Consider the following 17,648-nt stretch of genomic DNA (forward strand, 5'->3'; position numbering starts at 1 on the left):
AAAGGCCGCGACTGAACGGCCCATTGGGAGGCGCTAGCATGAACACGCTGAAACTGGCGGCGGCGCTCGCCGCCACCGCCCTGCTCGCAGCCTGTGGCCAGGGCGGGACCAAGGCCGGGAATGTCGACGGGGCTCGAATCGCCGCAGCCGTCGGAAACGGCGAATGGCTCTCCTATGGCCGGACCTATGACGAGCAGCGCTACAGCCCGCTCGACAAGATCAACGCCTCCAACGTCGCCGGGCTCGGCCTGGCCTGGATGCACGAGTTCGACACCGATCGCGGCCAGGAGGCGACGCCGATCATGGTCGATGGGGTGCTCTACACCACCTCCGCCTGGTCCAAGGTCTACGCCTTCGACGCCAAGACCGGCGAGCTCAAGTGGTCCTACGACCCCAAGATCAAGGGCGAGAAGGCCTTCGACGCCTGCTGCGACGTGGTCAACCGTGGTGTCGCCGTCTGGAAGGGCAAGGTCTATGTCGGCACGCTCGACGGCCGGCTGATCGCGCTCGACGCCGCCACGGGAACCGAGGCCTGGTCCGTCCAGACCACCGACACGGCCAAACCCTACACGATCACCGGCGCGCCGCGGGTCATCAAGGACAAGGTGCTGATCGGCAACGGCGGCGGGGAATACGGCGTCCGCGGCTACCTCTCGGCCTATGACGCGGCCAGCGGCAAGCTGGTCTGGCGGTTCTACACCACGCCCAATCCCACCGGGGCGCCCGACAACGCCGCCTCCGACAAGGTCATGAAGGAGAAGGGCGCGGCCACCTGGTTCGGCGAGGGCTGGAAGGTCACCGGCGGCGGCGGCACGGTCTGGGACGCCATGGCCTACGACCCCGAGCTCGACCTCCTCTATGCCGGGGTCGGCAACGGTTCGCCCTGGAACCATGTGAAGCGCTCGGACGGCAAGGGCGACAACCTGTTCCTCTCCTCGATCCTGGCGCTGAAGCCCGACACCGGCGAATATGTCTGGCACTACCAGACCACCCCGGGCGAAAGCTGGGACTACACCGCCACCCAGCACATCATGCTGGCCGACCTGACCGTCGACGGCGCGCCGCGCAAGGTGCTGATGCAGGCGCCCAAGAACGGCTTCTTCTACGTGCTGGACCGCGCCACCGGCGCGCTGATCTCCGCCAAGCCCTTCGTGCCGATCACCTGGTCCTCCGGTGTCGACATGAAGACCGGGCGGCCGATCGAGAACCCCGGCGTGCGCTACGAGAAGGCGGCGTCGCTGCAGATCCCCGCCCCCTTCGGCGCCCACAACTGGCACCCCATGGCCTTCAACCCGAAGGAAGGGTTGGTCTATATCCCGGCTCAGGTGGTCCCGTTCGCCTACACGCCGGACGCCGGCTACACCTATCGCGCCGGGGGCTGGAACGTCGGCACCGACTTCCTGGCCAATGCGCTACCCAGCGACAAGGCCCAGGTCGCGGCGGTCAAGGCCATGGTCAAGGGCCAGCTGATCGCCTGGGATCCCGTGGCCCAGAAGGCCCGCTTCACCATCGAGCATCCGCACTTCTGGAACGCCGGCGTGCTGTCGACCGCCGGCGGCCTGATCTTCCAGGGCGCGGCCCAGGGCGAGTTCGCGGCCTACGGCGCCGGCGACGGCAAGAAGTTGTGGGCCTACAAGACCGACAACGGGGTCATCGCCCCACCCTCCACCTACGAGATCGATGGCGAGCAGTATGTAGCCCTGATGGTCGGCTATGGTGGAGCCGGCGCCCTGTCTGCGCCCTTCCTTCTGCCCGACCGTCCGCGGCTGCCCGGCCGGCTGATGGTCTTCAAGCTGGGCGGCAAGGCGGTCGCACCGGCCTATGTGCGGCCGGAGGTGGCGACCCTCGACCTCACCGGCGTGACCTCGACCGGCGACGCCAAGCGCGGCTTCGCCCTATTCCACCAGAACTGCCAAGTCTGCCACGGACCCAACGCCACCGGGACCTTCCTGCCCGACCTGAAGCGCTCGCAGATGCTGCTGTCAGCCGAGAGCTGGAAGTCGGTGGTGATCGACGGGGCCCTGGCCACACGCGGCATGGCCAGCTTCAGCCGCTTCTTCGACGCCCAGGGCGCCGAGGACCTGCGGGCCTATGTTCTCACCGAGGCCAAGGGCGCCGCGGCGCCCGCCGTCCCTCCGGTCAAGGGCGGACCTCCGCCCAAGACCTGACCCAGCCGCCGGCCATGTGCGGACTCCTCTTCCTCTCCACCCGTCTTTCGGGGGGAGAGGGTAGGGTGAGGGGGGTGTCTCCGCTGCACTGAGCAGACTGCTAGACCGGATTGCGCCGCTTCGCGCCGCATCCCCTCACCCTACCCTCTACCCTCGAGCGGGGAGAGGAAGAGCGCTTTCGCCTGCTTGAGGATGACGAAGTTGAGGGGCTTGCGCGAAATCCCAGAGGCGCTAGCGTCAAGAAATGACACCGGTGTCCAAGTTCCTCCTCGCGGCCTTGGCCGTGCTCACCCTCGGCGCGGCCAGTCCCGCCGGACCGCACACGCGGCAGTTCCCGATCTGGCCCGGCGCGGCGCCCGGCGGCGAACGCGCGACCGCCAGGGAAGAGGTCATCGAGCGGCGCAAGTCTCCCGACGCCCTCAGGGACCGCATCGTCCGCGGTGTCGTCACCCCCACCCTGGTGGTCTTCCGCCCCGACCGCCCCAATGGCGCGGCGATCCTCATGGCGCCGGGCGGCGGCTATGCCTGGGTGGTGATGGACAAGGAGGGCTACGAGGCCGCCGAGCTGTTCGCGGCCCGCGGCGTCACCGTCTTCGTCATGTCCTACCGCCTGCCCCATGAGGGCTGGGCGGCGGGTCCCGACGTGGCCCTGCAGGACAGCCAGCGAGCCCTGCGGCTGATCCGGAGCCGCGCCGCCGAATTCGGCGTCGACCCGAAACGCATCGGCGTCATGGGCTTCTCGGCCGGTGGCCACGTGGCGGGCGAACTCACCCTGGCCTGGGACAAGCCGGTCTACGCCCCGGTGGATGCCGCCGACGCCCTGTCGGCGCGGCCGGACTTCTCGGTGCTGATGTACCCGGTGGCGACCATGAAGCCGCCCTTCGCCCATGCCGGCTCGCGCCGCAACCTGCTGGGCGAGACGCCGACCCCGGCCCAGGAGGCCGCCTATTCCCTGGAGGCCCAGGCCCGCTCGGACGCCCCGCCCGTCCTGCTCATCCATGCCGCCGACGACTTCAGCGTGCCGGTGGAGAACGCGCTCGCCCTGTTCGACGCCCTGCGCGCCAAGAAGATTCCGGCCGAACTGCACGTCTTCGAGGAGGGCGGCCACGGATTCGGCCTGCGCTTCGCGGTCGGCAAGCCGGTGGCGGCCTGGCCGGAGATCACGCTGAAGTGGATGGAACGGAAGCGGTTTATGGGGGCTGCCCGCTAGGAGCCGCGCCGGGGAGAGGCTATCTGTCCGCCCATGAACGCTCCCGTGAAACTGGACACCCTGCCGCAATGGCGGCTCGACGACCTCTATGTGGGCCGCGAGGATCCCCGCATCGAGACCGATCTGGCCGCCGCCAAGGCCGCCAATGATGAGCTGATCAAGCTGAAGGGCCGCTTCGTGGCCATGCGCGGCGAACCGCTGCGCCTGGGCGAACTGCTGGACCACGGCGTCACGCTCTACGAGACCGCCACCAACGGCCTGTGGGGCGTCGGCGCCTACGCCTCCCTCGCCGCTTCCGTCGCCCGCGACGACGCGGCCTGGGCCAAGTTCGAGGGCGACCTGCGGACCCGCTCCTCGCAGATCGCCGCCGAAAGCCTGTTCTTCACCCTCGAGCTCAACCAACTCGAGGACAACGAAATCGAGATGGCCTTCAAGGCCCATCCCCCCGCCGCCCGCTGGCGGCCCTGGATGCGCCGGGTGCGGCTGTCGCGGCCGCACGAGCTGTCGCCCGACCTGGAGCGCATCCTGATCGACCGCGGCCCGGCCGTGGCCAACTGGACCCGCCTCTTTGACGAGACCCTGGCCCGGCTGGTCGCCAAGGTTGGTGGCGAGAAGCTTACCCTGCCCGAGGCGCTGAACCGCCTGTCGGACCCCGACGCCGCCCGCCGCAAGCAGGCCGCCCACGGCTTGGCCAAGGCCCTGGAGGAACGCACCCCCAACCTGGCGCTCGCCATGAACACCCTGGCCTTCGAGAAGCAGGTCGAGGATCGCTGGCGGAAATATCCCGACCCCGCCGCCTCGCGCCACATCGCCAACGAGGTGGACGCCGACGCCGTCGAGGCCCTGGAGGCCGCGGTTGTTGAGGGCTATCCCTCGATCAGCCACCGCTACTATGCGCTGAAGGCCAAGGTCATGGGCCGCAAGACCCTCGACTACTGGGACCGCAACGCGCCGCTCGACACCGCCCAGCCGCGCACCTACGGCTGGGACGAGGCCAAGGGCATGGTGCTGGAGAGCTTCTCCGACCTGGCGCCCAAGTTCGCCGACACCGCCCAGACCTTCTTCGCCCAGCCCTGGATCGACGCCCGGCCCCGGGCCGGCAAGCAGTCGGGCGCCTACTCCCACCCGGTGACCGCCAACCGCCATCCCTATGTGTTCATGAACTATATGGGCGAGCGGCGCGATGTCCTGACCCTGGCCCACGAGCTGGGCCACGCGGTCCACCAGACCCTGTGCAGCCCGCTGGGCACCCTGCTGGCCGACACGCCGCTGACGCTCGCCGAGACCGCCTCGATCTTCGGCGAGGGCCTGGTGTTCGAACGACTGCTGGCCGGCGCCTCCAAGGCCGAGCGGATGGGCCTGCTGGCCGGCAAGATCGAGGACGGCCTCAACACCGTCGTCCGCCAGATCGCGTTCCACCGGTTCGAGACCCGCTTCCACGCCGCGCGGCTGGAGGGCGAACTGTCGCCCGACCACATCAGCGGCCTGTGGCTGGACGTTATGTCCGAGAGCCTCGGTCCGGCCGTGAAGCTCAACGCCGGCTACGAGCACTACTGGGCCTATGTCAGCCACTTCGTGCACGCGCCCTTCTATGTCTACGCCTACGCCTTCGGCGACCTGCTGGTGCGCGGCCTGATGGAGAAGCGCCGCGAGGATCCCAAGGCCTTCGCGCCGCTCTACGAGGATCTGCTCGCCGCCGGCGGCACCCGCACCTATGTGGAGGCCCTGAAGCCCTTCGGCCTCAACCCTCGCGAAAAGGCCTTCTGGGCGGCCGGCGTGAAGCAGCTCGAACGCCTGGTCGACGAGTTCGACGAGCTGGTGGGGTAGGGGCGCTTCAAACCCCCACCGTCCCGTCGCCGAAAGAGGCGACGCGCCACCTCCCCCAAACCGCGCCACGCGCCGGGGGAGGATCTAAGAGCGCCCAGATGCTCCCCTTCTGGGGGAGCTGTCAGCGAAGCTGACTGAGGGGGACTTTGACTCATGTTCGGGTCGGGGTCTGAATCGCCCTGCTAGCCCAGCGGAATCCAGATCTCGAGGCCGCCCATTCCGGTCAGGATGTCGAAGGTGGGCCGGTGGCGCTCGATGCTGGGCGCCTCGGCCAGGGTCTTGCCGTTGTCCGGCAGCCAGTCGTTCCAGATCACGCCATAGGTCTGGCGGATGGTCGAAACGTGGTCGTCGTGCGCGAACACCGCATAGTCCCGCGGCGGGATGCGCAGGCGGGAGAGGTCGTTCGGGACCCCGAAGAAGTCCCGCACTTCGGCGGCGGCTAGGTACACGAACCGGCCCTCGTCGTCCGGATCGGCCACCACCCCGATGGGGATCGGCTGGACCCGGTTCTCGATCTCGCCGAAGCGCGGTCCGAACCGCCGCCAGAGGCCGGTGATCGTCGGCCAGTCTTCGAAGGCGCAGCGCTGGGAGAGCCCGGCCGCCAGGATTTCGCCCGCCGCCTCGAGCCGCGGGGGCGGCAAGGCCGGAGCCGTCCGGCTGGGGGCGATCATGGGTTCGGCGAGGACCAGGCCCTCGGTCGAGCCGCGACGGCGGATCGCCTCGGGAGTCGCGCCGAACTGGGCCCGGAAGGCCCGCGAGAAGGCCTCGTGCGAGGCGTAGCCGCTCTCCAGGGCCAGACCCAGGATGTCGCCGGCGCCCCCGGCCAGGGCGGCCGCCGCGTCGCTGAGCCGGCGACCGCGCACATAGTCCATCACCGGCCGGCCCGCGACCTCGCGAAACGTGTGGGCCAGATGATGGCGCGAGACGCCGCAGGCTTCCGCGATCCCGGCCAGGGTCAGCTCGCGGCCCAGGTTGCGGTCGATGGTCCAGAGCGCCCGGTTGGTCAGCGACATGGGCCCACCCTTCCGCGACCCGCAATCCCGATCAAGCCCGCGCCGCCCGGTCCGGCTAGGCAGTCGTCGACCAACAGCCGCCAGGGGATTTTGCGTCATGGAGTATCAAACCGCGACCCGTCTCGTCGCCGACCTGCGCTCGCGCCGGGTGTCGGCCACGGAGCTGCTCGACCACGCCGTCGGCCGCATCGAGGCTCTGGATGGGGCGATCAACGCCGTCGTGGTCCGCGACTTCGACCGCGCCCGGTCCGAGGCTCGCAAGGCCGACATGGCCCTGGCCGCCGGCGACACGCGGCCGCTGCTGGGTCTGCCGATGACGGTGAAGGAGGCTTTCAACGTGGCGGGCCTGCCCACCACCTGGGGCCTGCCGGGCGCGCGGGATATCCCGGTCCTCGAGGACGCCGTGGTCGTCGCGCGCCTGAAGGCGGCCGGCGCGATCGTCATCGGCAAGACCAATGTCCCGACCATGCTGGCCGACTGGCAGAGCGCCAACCCGGTCCATGGCGTCACCCGCAATCCCTGGGACCTCTCGCGCACCCCGGGCGGATCGTCTGGCGGCGGGGCCGCGGCCCTGGCCGCCGGCTTCGTGTCGCTGGAGTTCGGCTCGGACCTGGCCTCGTCGCTGCGGGCGCCGGCCCACTTCTGCGGAGTCTACGCGCACAAGCCGTCCCACGGCCTGATCCCGTCCCGCGGCTTCGTCCCGCCCGGCGTACCGGCGACCTGCCCGGCCCCGGCGATCGATCTCGCCGTGGTGGGTCCGATGGCCCGCTGCGCCGACGACCTCGCCCTGGCGCTGGAGGTCACCGCCGGTCCCGACGCCCATGAAGCGGTCGGCTACCGTCTCCAGCTGCCGCCACCGCGCCACGATGCGCTGAAGGACCACCGGGTCCTGGTGCTCGACCAGCATCCCCTGCTGCCCAACGCCGACAGCATCCGGGCGGCCCTGGCCGAACGCGCCGCGCGGCTGGAGGCCCTGGGCTGTCGGGTCGGGCGGGAGAGCCCGCACCTGCCGGATCTGGCGCAGGCGGCGGCGACCTTCATCGAACTTCTAATGGCCCAGATGAGCGCCGACTCCCCGGACTCGGCCTTCGCCCAGGCCCGCATGGCCGCCGAGGGCCTGCCGGTGGGCGTCGATCCCATGACCTCGGCCGCCGTGCGCGGCGGCGCGCTCAGCCACCGCGACTGGATCATCGCCGACCGTCTGCGCATGGCCTTCGCCCACCAGTGGCGCGAGCTGTTCCGCGACTGGGACGTGGTGCTATGTCCGGCCATGCCAACGGCGGCCTTGCCGCTCAACGGCTCCGGTGGGCCGGCCATGATCCAGATCGACGGCGCAGCCGTACAGTACGAAGCACAGCCGCTCTGGGGGACGCTCGCGACCCTGACCGGCAACCCGGCGACGGCTTTCCCCATCGGCCTGGACGGTCAGGGCCTGCCGATCGGCGCCCAGGCGGTCGGGTCCTTCCTCGAAGACCGCACGACGATCGCCTTCGCAGGCCTGATGGCCCGGGAGTTCGGCGGTTTCACCCCGCCGCCGACGCCCTGGCGCGGCTAGAGGCCCAGCACCGCCTTGGCCATGATGTTGCGCTGGATCTCGTTGGTGCCGGCATAGATCGAGGCGGCCCGGTCGTTCAGGTACTTGGCGGCCACCGTCAGGCTGTGGTCGGGGCCCACATAGCCCTGGTCGGCGGGCGGCCGGTAGTTGGGCGTCGGGCCGCCGGGCCGGGTGGCGTGGGGCTGGTAGGCGGCGGCGTAGTCGCCGGCGGCCTCCAGGGCCAGTTCGGTCAGCCGCTGGCTGAGCTCGGTGCCCACCGTCTTCATCATCGAGGACTTGGCGCCCGGCGCGTCCCCCTGGCTGAGGTTCGACAGGATCTGCAGCTCCACCGCCGCCAAGGCGTCGATCTCGATGGCGAGCTGGGCGAGGCGCGAACCGAAGCCGGGATCGGTCAGCACGGCTTCCTTGGCGGCCATCTCCCGGATGCGGTCGAGCCGCGCCTTGAGGCCCGGCGTCGAGACCCCGCCGCCGCGCTCGAACTCCATCAGGTACTTGGCGACCGTCCAGCCCTCGCCGACCTTGCCCACCACATTGGCCTTGGGCACGCGCACGTCGGTGAAGAAGACGTCGTTCTGGAAGTGCTCGCCCGACAGCATCAGGATCGGGCGCACCTCGATTCCCGGCGTCGTCATGTCGATCAGCAGGAAGGTGATCCCCTGCTGGGGGATGCGCTCCTGGGAGGTGCGCACCAGGCAGAAGATCCAGTTGGCGACATTGGCGTGGGTGGTCCACAGCTTGTGGCCCGTACAGACGAAATGGTCGCCATCGTCCACCGCGGCCATCTGCAGGGAGGCGAGGTCCGACCCCGAGGCCGGCTCTGAATAGCCCTGGCACCATTGGTGCTCGCCGGTCAGCATGCGCGGCAGGTAGTGGGCTTTCTGCTCGGGCGAGCCGTGACCGATCAGCACCGGGCCGCACATGCCGATCCCCATGGGCGACAGGGGCGGGGCGCCGGCGGCAGCCAGTTCCTGTGCGAAGATGTAGCGCTGGGCCGCGCTCCAGCCGCAGCCGCCATATTCCACGGGCCAGGCCGGCGCCGCCCAGCCGCGGGCGTGCAGGATCGCCTGCCAGGCCACGGAGAGTTCGTGCGGCGCGTAGACGCTGGTCATCAGCCGCGTCTCACGCCGCATGGCCGGGGTCAGCTCCGCATCGAGGAAGGCGCGGACCTCGTCGCGGAAGGCGAGGTCTTCCGGGCTCCAGGCGACATGCATCGAACGCTCCCTTCGATCTTTCGGGGGAGTTTGAGCAGGTGACGGCAGGGCAGGCTAGTGTCCCGATTCCGAAGTTCGCGTGCGCTTGTGGCAAGCTCCGACGAACGTCAGATCCAGCACACTAGTCCCGGATCAGCAGCGCGATCAGGGCCTCGGCATGGGCCTCGATCTCGGCCTCGGTGGCGGTGTCGACGCCATAGGCGTGGCGCACCTCGCCGGCCAGGGTGAATGGGGCCTGGGCCGCGGCCGACATCATGTAGATCAGGCGCCGCGGCTCCATCCGCGGCAGGCGGCCTTCATCCATGAGGGCCGTCAGGGTCCTGTGCGCCGCGCGGTGCTGCGGCCCCACGATCTGCTCGGCGATCCAGGCGGTGCGATCAGAATCCCCGACGGTCTCGTGGACCATGATCCGCGCGTGCTCGGGATGCTTGGCGCAGTAGCGAACATAGTCGCGCAGGTACTGCTTGAAGCGTTCCACCAGCGGCTGGCCACGGGTCGAACGCCAGCTCACCGCGCGGTCGGCGTTCATCCGATCGATCAGCTGGCCCAGAGCAGAGCGCCAGAGCGTGGCCTTGTCCGTGAAGTGGTAGCGCACCAGGCTGTGCTCGACGCCGGCCTTGGTGGCGATGTCGCGCAGGGCGACACCCTCGAACCCCCGCTCGGAGAACAGGGTCAGCGCGGCCTGCTGGATGAGGCGTCTCGTCTCCTCCACCGGACGCGCGTCCCGCGCCGGCCGGCCCCGCTGTCTCGTCGCCGTCTCGACCATGACTCTATTATTGCCCAAATGGGCTAAAATAGCTAGCGTGACCCGAGAACCAGTCGAGAAAGCTCCCAAATGCCGACCCAGCCTTGGATGGACACCAGCCTGTCGCCCGACGCTCGGGCCGAGCTGCTGATCGCCGAACTGACCCTCGACGAGATGATCTCCCTCGTCCACGGCCCCATGCCGGCCCTGGTCTCCCCCCCGCCGGCCGATGCGGCCATGGGGGCGGGCTACATCCCCGGCGTGGCGCGGCTGGGCATTCCGCCGCTCAACGAGACCGACGCCAGCCTGGGCATCGCCAATCCGCGCAAGGTCCGTCCGGGCGACGGCGCCACCGGCCTGCCGTCGGGCCTGGCTCTGGCCTCGACCTGGGACCCGGAGTTGGCCTATGCCGCCGGCGCCATGGTCGGCTCCGAGGCCCGCGATAAGGGCTTCAACGTCCTGCTGGGCGGCGGGGCGAACCTGACCAGGGAGCCGCGCTGCGGGCGCAACTTCGAATATCTGGGCGAAGACCCGCTGCTGGCCGGGGTGCTGGCGGGCGAAGCGATCCGCGGGGCCCAGTCCAACGACATCGTCTGCACGCTGAAGCACTTCGCGCTCAACGACCAGGAGACCTGCCGCCACGTGGTCGACGCCCGCATCGACGAGGGCGCCCTGCGCGAGAGCGACCTGCTGGCCTTCCAGATCGCCATCGAGCGTGGCGATCCCGGCTCGGTCATGTGCGCCTACAACCGGGTCAACGGCGAGTGGGCCGGCGAGAACGACTTCCTGCTGAACCAGGTGCTCAAGCGTGATTGGGGCTACGCCGGCTGGGTCATGAGCGACTGGGGCGCGGTCCACACCACCGCCAAGGCGGCCCTGGCCGGCCTCGACCAGGAGAGCGGCGAGCAGCTCGACAAGCAGGTCTATTTCGGCGAGCTGCTGAAGGAGGCGGTGCAACAGGGCGAGGTCCCGTTCGAGCGGCTCTCGAACATGGTCCATCGAATCCTGCGCAGCCTGATCGCCCATGGCGTCTTCGACCGCCCCGCCGAGCGGCGCGAGACCGACTACCAGGCCAACGCCCAGGTCGCCCAAGCCGCCGCCGAGGCCGGCATCGTGCTGCTGAAGAACGATGGCGTCCTGCCGCTCGCGGGCGTGCGAAGGGTGGCGTTGATCGGGGCCCACGCCGATGTGGGCGTGCTCTCCGGCGGCGGCTCGTCCCAGGTGCTCGCGCCGGGCGAACAGGGGCTGGAGATCCCGGTGACCATGGGGCCGTCCTCGGCCTTCTCGCGGATCACCTACCATCCCTCCGCGCCGCTGACCGCCCTGCGGGGCCTGCTGGGCAACGTGGCGGTGACCTATGACGCCGGGACCGATCCCGTGACCGCCGCGCAGGCCGCGCGTGACGCCGACGTGGCCATCGTCTTCGCCGACCAGTGGTGCACCGAGGCCGAGGACCTGCCGACGCTCAGCCTGCCGGGCGACCAGGACGCCCTGATCGCCGCCGTGGCCAAGGCCAATCCGAAGACGGTGGTGGTGCTCGAAACCGGGACCCCGGTCCTGACGCCATGGCTGGATGACGTCGCCGCCCTGCTGCAGGCCTGGTATCCTGGCGTGCGCGGCGGAGAGGCCATCGCCCGCGTCCTGACCGGCGAGGTGAACCCCTCGGGCCGCCTGCCGATCAGCTTCCCCCGTTCCACCGAGGATCTGGTCCGCCCGCAGATCCCCGGCATGATCTTCGGCCCGCCGGTGGAGGGGAAGACCATCCCCACCTCCTTCCCGGGCGTGCAGCAGCACAAGGGCCGGTTCTCGGTCGAGCACCCGGAGGGCGCCGACGTCGGCTATCGCTGGTTCGCCCGGGCCGCGAAGCCGACCCAGTTCCCCTTCGGCTTCGGCCTCTCCTATTCGCGGTTCAGTTACTCCGGCCTATCGGTCGGCGGTGGCGAGACCCTGACCGTGAGTTTCGACGTCACCAATACCGGCGATCGCGCCGGGATCGACACGCCGCAGGTCTATGCGACGGTGGCCGGCGGCCCGCGCCTGATCGGCTGGTCCCGCGAGGCCCTGGCGCCGGGCGAGACCCGCCGGGTGACGGTGGTCGCCGATCCCCGCTTGCTGGCGAGCTACGACGTCAGCCTGCCCGGCTGGCGCATCGCCGCGGGCAAGGTCGAAGTGGTCGTCGGGACATCGGTGGAGACGATGACCCTGCGCGGCGAGGCGACGCTGATGGCGCGGACGCTCGCACCGTAGCAATCGGTAACCCGCCATTGAGGCCACTGGAGGATCATCCGGAGCCTGCGCCCGGGAGATTGGCCTGATGACTCTCGTCCTGATCCTGCTCGTCGCCGCGCCGCTGCTCGTCGGCGGGTTGCTGACCTGGCGAGCACGACGGCGTGTCGCCGCGCTCGATGCGGAGACCCGCGAGGAGGTCGAGGCGATGCTGATTCGGGTGAACGCGCGTGGTCACCAGCGTCAGGACGATAGCGTCAGCGGCGGCGGTTGGTGGAGCCTCCATGGCGACGGAGATGGCGGCGACGGCGGCGAATGACCCCCGCGCCCGGGTCTACTTCGGATAGGCCACCGGATACGGCCCGTTGAGCGTCTTGTAGCGGTCGCGCAGCTCGGTCTGGCGGGAGGTCATCGGCTGGCTCACGCCCTTGATGAACACCGCGGTGGCCTGGGAGAGCGGCTCGAGGGGATCGCCGGTCCAGATCACCAGGTCGGCGTCCTTGCCGGCCTCGATGGAGCCGATGCTGTCGGCCACGCCGAAGATCTTGGCCGGGTTGATCGTCACGGCCGCCAGGGCCGCCGAATAGGGCATGCCGTAGGCCACCGCGTTGCCGGCGTTGTAGCGCATCTCCCGCACGCGGTGGCCGCCGCCCGATCCCTCGATGGCCACCGTCACGCCGGCGGCCTGCAGGCGCGCGGCGTTCTCCAGCGTGGAGGCCAGCAGCTCGAAGCTCTCCGGTCGGTCGCTCAGGGGATCGGTCAGCACCGGGACCCCGGCCGCGGCGATCTCGCGCGCGGCCATCCAGCCTTCTTCCGCCCCGCTGAGGATCAGCTTGACCCCCTCCTCGCGGGCGAACTTCAGGACGGCGCGGATGTCGGAGACCCTGTGCACCGAGGCGATGATCGGCATCCGGCCCTGGATCACCGGGATCAGGGCCTCGAGATCGGCCTTGGACAGAGCCAGGTCGCGCACGCCGGCTCGGTCATAGGCGGCCTTGTCGCGCATGTAGTCGCGCACGTCGCGGAAGGCGGCCTTCAGCGCCACGATCTCGGCGCCGCGGGCGCCGCCGGCCACATTGGCCCCGCCGTCGCCGAAGGGGACCACCATGCCGACCTTCGGCTTGACCAGGATGTCGGGGCCCTCGGCCAGGTGGATCACCGCGGCCTGGCCGGCGAACAGGGCGTGGGACTTGGAGTCCCCGCCGCCGCCGGCTGTGTACTGCTCGGCCTCGCCGCCGTCGTCGGCGTGCTCGCCGCCCCCGCCGCCGCGCGCCGGGATGGGCGTGACGATGGCCCGGGTGATGCCCGCCAGCCGCGCCACCGGGATCAGGGTCGAGTCGGGATTGAGCGCGTACTGCACGTCGAAGGACGCGCCGATGTCTGGGTTGTCGACGGTGAGGTCGTCGCCCAGCGAGCGGACCTCCACGGCCCCCAGCAGGGCGTTGGTCGCCACCAGGCCGGGCGTCACCGTCGCGCCCTTGGCGTCGATGATCGTGACGCCCGAGGCGATGGATAGCGCCTTGTCGGCGCCGGCCACGGCGGTGATCTTGCCGTTCACGACCAGGATGGTCCCGTTGGCGATCTCGCCCGCCGCACCGGCGGTGAGGATCCGCGCATTGGTTATCGCCAGGTTCTGGGCCTGGCCCGGCGTGGCCAGGGCGGCGAGGGTCAGCGCCGCGAGGCTGACGGATAGGGTACGCATCAGCGGTTGGCCCCCTGGCCGAGTTCGAAGTCAGACTTGGGCTGGTAGCGCGGGTCCTTGCGGTCGTAGGCGATCGCCCCGTCCAGATAGACCCGCTCGGCGCGGGCGTAGATCGAGAAGGGGTTCTTGTCCCAAAGCACCACGTCGGCCCGCTTGCCGGGCTCCAGGGCGCCGGTGTCGCTGAGGCCCAGCGCCTTGGCTGGATTGGCGGTGATCCATCTCATCGCCTCGGCCTCGCTGATCTGCAGGCCTCCGGCGCGGCCGGCGGCGAGCGCCTCGGCGGCTTCCTGGTTCAGGCGCTGGATGACGTCGGGGTCGTCGGACTTGATGATCGCGCAGCCGCCGGCGGCGTGGACCAGGGCCGCATTGGCCTCGATGCCGTCCCAGGCCTCCAGCTTCGCCCCCCACCAGTTGGCCCAGGTGGCCGTGCAGATGTCGTTCTTCGCCAGGATGTCGGCGATCTTGTATGCCTCCGAGGCGTGGTGGAATGCGGTGATCTTGTAGCCGAACTCCTGGGCGATCCCGATCATCTGGACCATCTCGTCGGCCCGGTAGCAGTGGTTCTCCACCAGGATCTCGCCCTTCAGCACGCCCACCAGGGTCTCGAGCTGCAGGTCGCGCTTGGGGGGATCGGCCTTCTCGCCGCGATCGGCCTTGGCGCGGTAGTCCTCCCACTTGCGGGCGTAGTCGGCGGCGTTGATCCAGGCGGTCCGGTAGCCGGCCACATTGCCCATGCGGGTCGAGGGCGCGCGGGTGCGACCACCGTAAACCCGCTTGGGGTTCTCGCCGCAGGCCATCTTCAGGCCATAGGGCGCGCCGGGATATTTCATGTCCTGGGTGGTGCGGGCTGGTACGTTGCGCAGGGTGACGGAGCGACCGCCGATCAGGTTGCCGGACCCAGGCAGGACCATGATCGTGGTTACGCCCCCGGCGCGGGCGAGGTTGAAGCCCGGATCCTGCGGCCAGACCGAGTGTTCCGCCCAGACCTGGGCGGTGTTGGGATCGGTCAGCTCGTTGCCGTCGGAATGGGCCGGCACGGAGGGCGAAGGATAGACGCCCAGGTGAGAGTGAGTGTCGATGAGCCCCGGGGTCACATACTTGCCGCGCGCGTCGACCAGCTCATAGCCGGCGGGAGCGGCCAGGCCCGCGCCCACCGCCTCGACCTTGCCGTCGCGGATCAGCACCGTGCCGTTCTCGATCAGGCCGCCGGTCCCGGTGAAGACGCTGGCGCCGACCAGGGCGGTCGGGCGCGAGGGCAGGGGACGGTAGGTGGAGGCGTAGGGGGCGCCGTTGTTGGCGGCGTCCAGGCCCTTGGCCAGGGGCCGCGCCTTGGCGCTCTCCCCGGCGGGCTTCTTGGTGGGCGCCGCGCCCGTGGCGCAACCGCCCAGGGCCGTGGCCGCGATCAGCGCGACCGCCGTCCAAATTCGTCTCATCCCGGATATCCCCACAGTCTATTACCGGCGATAAGACACCATGGAGCTTGCCGGAAACAAGCCGATCCGGAGGAATATTTTGCGCAATTCTAGAGCTACCGAGGCACGGCCGCGCACCAGCGGCGCCGTAGGGGTCAGCATGGTCCGCGGCGCCCTCCTGGCACGCGCCCTTTCGCCGCTTGCCATTTTTCAAACGGACGTTAGTCACCTTGCGCCATGTCCGACGATCTGACCGAAGAGCAGGCCGCCGTCGTTCCAGACGGTTATGTCATCAATCTCTGGCAGCGCGGTTTCGGCCGCACGGTCGGTCCGTTCTATTCGAAGCGCGACGAGGCGGCGAACGCGGAGGTCATGGCCTTCCGGGTCGAGGAGCATCACGCCAACGGCATGAACAACTGCCACGGTGGCGTGCTGATGAGCTTCGCCGACATGGCCTGGGGCCGGGTGATCTCCAACCAGCGGGAGATCGGCTGGGTGACCGTGCGCCTGACCACCGACTTCCTCTCCGGCGCCCACATGGGCGACTGGGTGGAGGGGACTAGCGAGATCATCACCGAGCAGGACGATGTCTTCACCGTCCGCGGCCGGATTTGGTGCGGCGAGCGCACCCTGATCACCGGCGCCGGCGTCTACAAGGGGATCCGCTCCATCGTGCGCAAGCCGGGCGAGCGGGAAGTTCGAGGGGTGGCGTAGATGGCTTTGGATCCGGCGATCAAGGAAGGCGCGCCCGTCGGCTATGACGACCGGCCGATCCACTCCGAGCCCGGCGCCCTGCCGCCCGAGGTCCAGGCGCCGCTGGCGCCGTTCCGCGGACAGGAGCCTGACGCGCCCCAGTGGTTCCAGGACGCCATCGCCCAGGAGCCGGAGCGGACCTTTGTCGAGTCCCTGGGCACCAAGCTCGAACTCCTGACCTGGGGCGAGGTCGGCAAGCCCGGCCTCTTGTTGGCGCACGGTAACTCCGCCCATGCCGAGTGGTGGAGCTTCATCGCCCCGCTGCTGGCCACCGACTTCCGCGTGGCCTCGATGTCCCTTGCCGGGATGGGCGCCTCGGACTGGCGCGATAGTTACGCCTTCGACGACTTCGCCGAGGACGCCGAGGCCTGCGCCCGGGCCGCGGGCCTCTATGAGGGCGACCGCAAGCCGGTCTATGTCGGCCACTCCTTCGGCGGCTCGCAGGTGTTCTTCGCCGCGGTCAAGCATCCCGAGCGGATGCACGCGGCGATCCTGGTCGACGTCGGCTTCGGCGGTCCGCCGCCGGACTCGCCGGAAGGCAAGCGCATGCTGGAGGCCCAGCGCCAACAGCAGATCCGCAACATCCCCACCGCCGACCGCGCCAGTCGGGTCTATCCGACCATCGAGGCCGCGCTCGCCCGCTTCCGCTTCATGCCGCCCCAGGTGGCCGGCAACCTGTTCGTGGCCGACTTCATCGCCCGCCGCTCCCTGAAGCGCGCGCCGCTGGAGGACGGTTCGGGCGAGGGCTGGACCTGGCGGTTCGATCCCAACATGTGGAACAAGCTGGACCGCAGCGGGATGATGGGCATGACCTCGCAGGGCAAGCCCAAGGTCGCGGTGCCCATGGCCCACATCTACGGCGAACGCTCGGTGGTGATGAGCCGACGCGCGGAGGCCCAGCCGAGCCCGCTGCCGGACGACATCGTCGAGATCGCCATCCCCGATTCGGCTCACCACATCATGGTCGACCAGCCGCTGGCCCTGGTGGCCGCCCTGCGCGCCATGCTGGCGGTCTGGCCGGCTTGAGCCTGACGCCCGGTTCGTGTAGTTCCGGCCCCAACTGGTTTTATTTCGAGAAGAGAGACCGCCCCGCCATGGCATCCGACTATCACCGCGGCGACATGGACGTCCACGAGCAGACCTCGACCTACCACCTGTTCGTGATGATGGCGAAGTGGGGCTCCCTGGCGCTCGCCGCCCTGCTGATCTTCATCACGCTCTGGTTCTGCACCGACACCGGCTTCATCGGCAGCTTCATCACCGGCCTGGTGGTCAGCGGCGGCGGCTTCCTGGTGATGCGCGAGCACGAGACGCCCGAGCACTAGGTCCGGCCGGCGGGACCCACATCGCATCCGCTCCAGGCCAACGCTCCGACCCCCGCCGGAGCGTCCAGAAAATCTAACATTGCGCCTCAAACAACTGTTCGAACGTCACCGCTAGGTCCCTGGACAAGCCGTGACGGCCGCCCTTATGGTCCCCCAGCTTTCGTCGGATTTCAGGGGGACCGTAAGCGCATGGCCGTCATCGCCGTCACCAAGGAACGCCGCGCGGCGGAGACTCGCGTGGCTGCGACTCCAGAGACGGTGAAGAAGCTGATCGCCAGCGGGTTTTCGGTGGTGGTCGAGGCCGGCGCGGGGACGGCCGCCTCCTATCAGGACGCCGACTATGCGGCGGCCGGTGCGACCCTGGCCAAGACCGCCAAGGAGGCGATCGGCAAGGCCGACATCCTGTTCAAGGTCCGCGCCCCGGCCGACGAGGAGATCGCGGCGCTGAAGTCCGGCGCCCTGGTGGTGGCCACGCTTAATCCGCACCAGGACAAGGATGCG

Annotated in this window: 14 protein-coding genes and 1 pseudogene; 10 read left to right on the plus strand and 5 right to left on the minus strand. The window is 69.7% G+C overall.

Annotation, left to right across the window (positions count from 1 at the left end):
• Window positions 1-38 precede the first annotated feature (38 nt).
• From Q8Q88_RS23395 to Q8Q88_RS23405, 3 genes are all read left to right on the plus strand, one after another.
• Complete coding sequence (locus tag Q8Q88_RS23395) at window positions 39-2,168, plus strand: PQQ-dependent dehydrogenase, methanol/ethanol family (RefSeq protein ID WP_305677583.1); 2,130 nt, start codon at window positions 39-41, stop codon at window positions 2,166-2,168.
• A 244-nt stretch (window positions 2,169-2,412) separates the two neighbouring features.
• On the plus strand, window positions 2,413-3,378 hold the full coding sequence (locus tag Q8Q88_RS23400; RefSeq protein ID WP_371129902.1) for an alpha/beta hydrolase: 966 nt from the start codon (window positions 2,413-2,415) through the stop codon (window positions 3,376-3,378).
• Between the two features lie 33 nt (window positions 3,379-3,411).
• The gene (locus Q8Q88_RS23405; RefSeq protein ID WP_305677585.1) at window positions 3,412-5,205 is read left to right on the plus strand and encodes a M3 family oligoendopeptidase; all 1,794 of its coding nucleotides are present in this window, start codon (window positions 3,412-3,414) and stop codon (window positions 5,203-5,205) included.
• Between the two features lie 182 nt (window positions 5,206-5,387).
• Here Q8Q88_RS23405 and Q8Q88_RS23410 read toward each other — a convergent pair whose 3' ends face one another.
• Window positions 5,388-6,218 carry an AraC family transcriptional regulator gene (locus tag Q8Q88_RS23410; protein ID WP_305677586.1) on the minus strand — a complete coding sequence of 277 codons (831 nt, stop codon included), beginning with the start codon at window positions 6,216-6,218 and terminating at the stop codon, window positions 5,388-5,390.
• Window positions 6,219-6,315: 97 nt separating this feature from the next.
• Between Q8Q88_RS23410 and Q8Q88_RS23415 the strand changes: the two genes are divergently transcribed.
• Window positions 6,316-7,773: an amidase gene (locus tag Q8Q88_RS23415; protein ID WP_305677587.1), complete on the plus strand. Its 1,458-nt coding sequence runs from the start codon at window positions 6,316-6,318 to the stop codon at window positions 7,771-7,773.
• Here the strand turns inward: Q8Q88_RS23415 and Q8Q88_RS23420 are convergent.
• Together Q8Q88_RS23420 and Q8Q88_RS23425 are read right to left on the minus strand one after the other, a co-directional pair.
• A complete protein-coding gene (locus Q8Q88_RS23420) occupies window positions 7,770-8,984 on the minus strand; it encodes an acyl-CoA dehydrogenase family protein (RefSeq protein ID WP_305677588.1) in 1,215 nt (404 codons plus the stop codon). The two genes, Q8Q88_RS23415 and Q8Q88_RS23420, sit on opposite strands and share 4 nt — an antisense overlap.
• A gap of 121 nt (window positions 8,985-9,105) precedes the next feature.
• The gene (locus Q8Q88_RS23425) at window positions 9,106-9,750 is read right to left on the minus strand and encodes a TetR/AcrR family transcriptional regulator (RefSeq protein WP_305677589.1); all 645 of its coding nucleotides are present in this window, start codon (window positions 9,748-9,750) and stop codon (window positions 9,106-9,108) included.
• Between the two features lie 69 nt (window positions 9,751-9,819).
• Here Q8Q88_RS23425 and Q8Q88_RS23430 point away from each other — a divergent pair, with 69 nt between their 5' ends.
• Window positions 9,820-11,976, plus strand: coding sequence for a beta-glucosidase (locus tag Q8Q88_RS23430; protein ID WP_305677590.1), 2,157 nt, complete (start codon window positions 9,820-9,822; stop codon window positions 11,974-11,976).
• A gap of 67 nt (window positions 11,977-12,043) precedes the next feature.
• The gene (locus Q8Q88_RS23435) at window positions 12,044-12,274 is read left to right on the plus strand and encodes a hypothetical protein (RefSeq protein ID WP_305677591.1); all 231 of its coding nucleotides are present in this window, start codon (window positions 12,044-12,046) and stop codon (window positions 12,272-12,274) included.
• Between the two features lie 15 nt (window positions 12,275-12,289).
• Here the strand turns inward: Q8Q88_RS23435 and Q8Q88_RS23440 are convergent, their stop codons facing one another.
• Both Q8Q88_RS23440 and Q8Q88_RS23445 read right to left on the minus strand, forming a co-directional pair.
• Entirely contained in the window at window positions 12,290-13,657 is a 1,368-nt protein-coding gene (locus tag Q8Q88_RS23440) for an amidohydrolase family protein (RefSeq protein WP_305677592.1), read from the minus strand.
• Window positions 13,657-15,090, minus strand: a complete 1,434-nt coding sequence (locus Q8Q88_RS23445; RefSeq protein WP_305677593.1) for an amidohydrolase — start codon at window positions 15,088-15,090, stop codon at window positions 13,657-13,659. The genes Q8Q88_RS23440 and Q8Q88_RS23445 overlap by 1 nt, the downstream gene beginning before the upstream one ends.
• Before the next feature lie 216 nt (window positions 15,091-15,306).
• Here Q8Q88_RS23445 and Q8Q88_RS23450 point away from each other — a divergent pair, with 216 nt between their 5' ends.
• The 4 genes and pseudogenes from Q8Q88_RS23450 to Q8Q88_RS23465 form a co-directional block, all read left to right on the plus strand.
• Window positions 15,307-15,783 (plus strand): PaaI family thioesterase, encoded by a 477-nt coding sequence (locus Q8Q88_RS23450; protein ID WP_305677594.1) that lies wholly within the window; start codon window positions 15,307-15,309, stop codon window positions 15,781-15,783.
• On the plus strand, window positions 15,784-16,848 hold the full coding sequence (locus tag Q8Q88_RS23455; RefSeq protein WP_305677595.1) for an alpha/beta fold hydrolase: 1,065 nt from the start codon (window positions 15,784-15,786) through the stop codon (window positions 16,846-16,848). It begins immediately after the preceding gene.
• A 68-nt stretch (window positions 16,849-16,916) separates the two neighbouring features.
• Window positions 16,917-17,147 carry an aa3-type cytochrome c oxidase subunit IV gene (locus Q8Q88_RS23460; protein WP_305677596.1) on the plus strand — a complete coding sequence of 77 codons (231 nt, stop codon included), beginning with the start codon at window positions 16,917-16,919 and terminating at the stop codon, window positions 17,145-17,147.
• 189 nt (window positions 17,148-17,336) lie between these two features.
• Window positions 17,337-17,648: pseudogene (locus Q8Q88_RS23465) on the plus strand (NAD(P)(+) transhydrogenase (Re/Si-specific) subunit alpha); the annotation flags it as partial.

The organism is Phenylobacterium sp., assembly GCF_030697925.1.
Lineage (GTDB): Bacteria > Pseudomonadota > Alphaproteobacteria > Caulobacterales > Caulobacteraceae > Phenylobacterium.

Bases quoted from the DNA above. Each gene is read 5' to 3' on its own strand.
- Q8Q88_RS23395 (WP_305677583.1), top strand. From the start codon at position 39: ATGAACACGCTGAAACTGGCGGCGGCGCTCGCCGCCACCGCCCTGCTC.
- Q8Q88_RS23400 (WP_371129902.1), top strand. From the start codon at position 2,413: ATGACACCGGTGTCCAAGTTCCTCCTCGCGGCCTTGGCCGTGCTCACC.
- Q8Q88_RS23405 (WP_305677585.1), top strand. From the start codon at position 3,412: ATGAACGCTCCCGTGAAACTGGACACCCTGCCGCAATGGCGGCTCGAC.
- Q8Q88_RS23410 (WP_305677586.1), bottom strand. From the start codon at position 6,218: ATGTCGCTGACCAACCGGGCGCTCTGGACCATCGACCGCAACCTGGGC.
- Q8Q88_RS23415 (WP_305677587.1), top strand. From the start codon at position 6,316: ATGGAGTATCAAACCGCGACCCGTCTCGTCGCCGACCTGCGCTCGCGC.
- Q8Q88_RS23420 (WP_305677588.1), bottom strand. From the start codon at position 8,984: ATGCATGTCGCCTGGAGCCCGGAAGACCTCGCCTTCCGCGACGAGGTC.
- Q8Q88_RS23425 (WP_305677589.1), bottom strand. From the start codon at position 9,750: ATGGTCGAGACGGCGACGAGACAGCGGGGCCGGCCGGCGCGGGACGCG.
- Q8Q88_RS23430 (WP_305677590.1), top strand. From the start codon at position 9,820: ATGCCGACCCAGCCTTGGATGGACACCAGCCTGTCGCCCGACGCTCGG.
- Q8Q88_RS23435 (WP_305677591.1), top strand. From the start codon at position 12,044: ATGACTCTCGTCCTGATCCTGCTCGTCGCCGCGCCGCTGCTCGTCGGC.
- Q8Q88_RS23440 (WP_305677592.1), bottom strand. From the start codon at position 13,657: ATGCGTACCCTATCCGTCAGCCTCGCGGCGCTGACCCTCGCCGCCCTG.
- Q8Q88_RS23445 (WP_305677593.1), bottom strand. From the start codon at position 15,090: ATGAGACGAATTTGGACGGCGGTCGCGCTGATCGCGGCCACGGCCCTG.
- Q8Q88_RS23450 (WP_305677594.1), top strand. From the start codon at position 15,307: ATGTCCGACGATCTGACCGAAGAGCAGGCCGCCGTCGTTCCAGACGGT.
- Q8Q88_RS23455 (WP_305677595.1), top strand. From the start codon at position 15,784: ATGGCTTTGGATCCGGCGATCAAGGAAGGCGCGCCCGTCGGCTATGAC.
- Q8Q88_RS23460 (WP_305677596.1), top strand. From the start codon at position 16,917: ATGGCATCCGACTATCACCGCGGCGACATGGACGTCCACGAGCAGACC.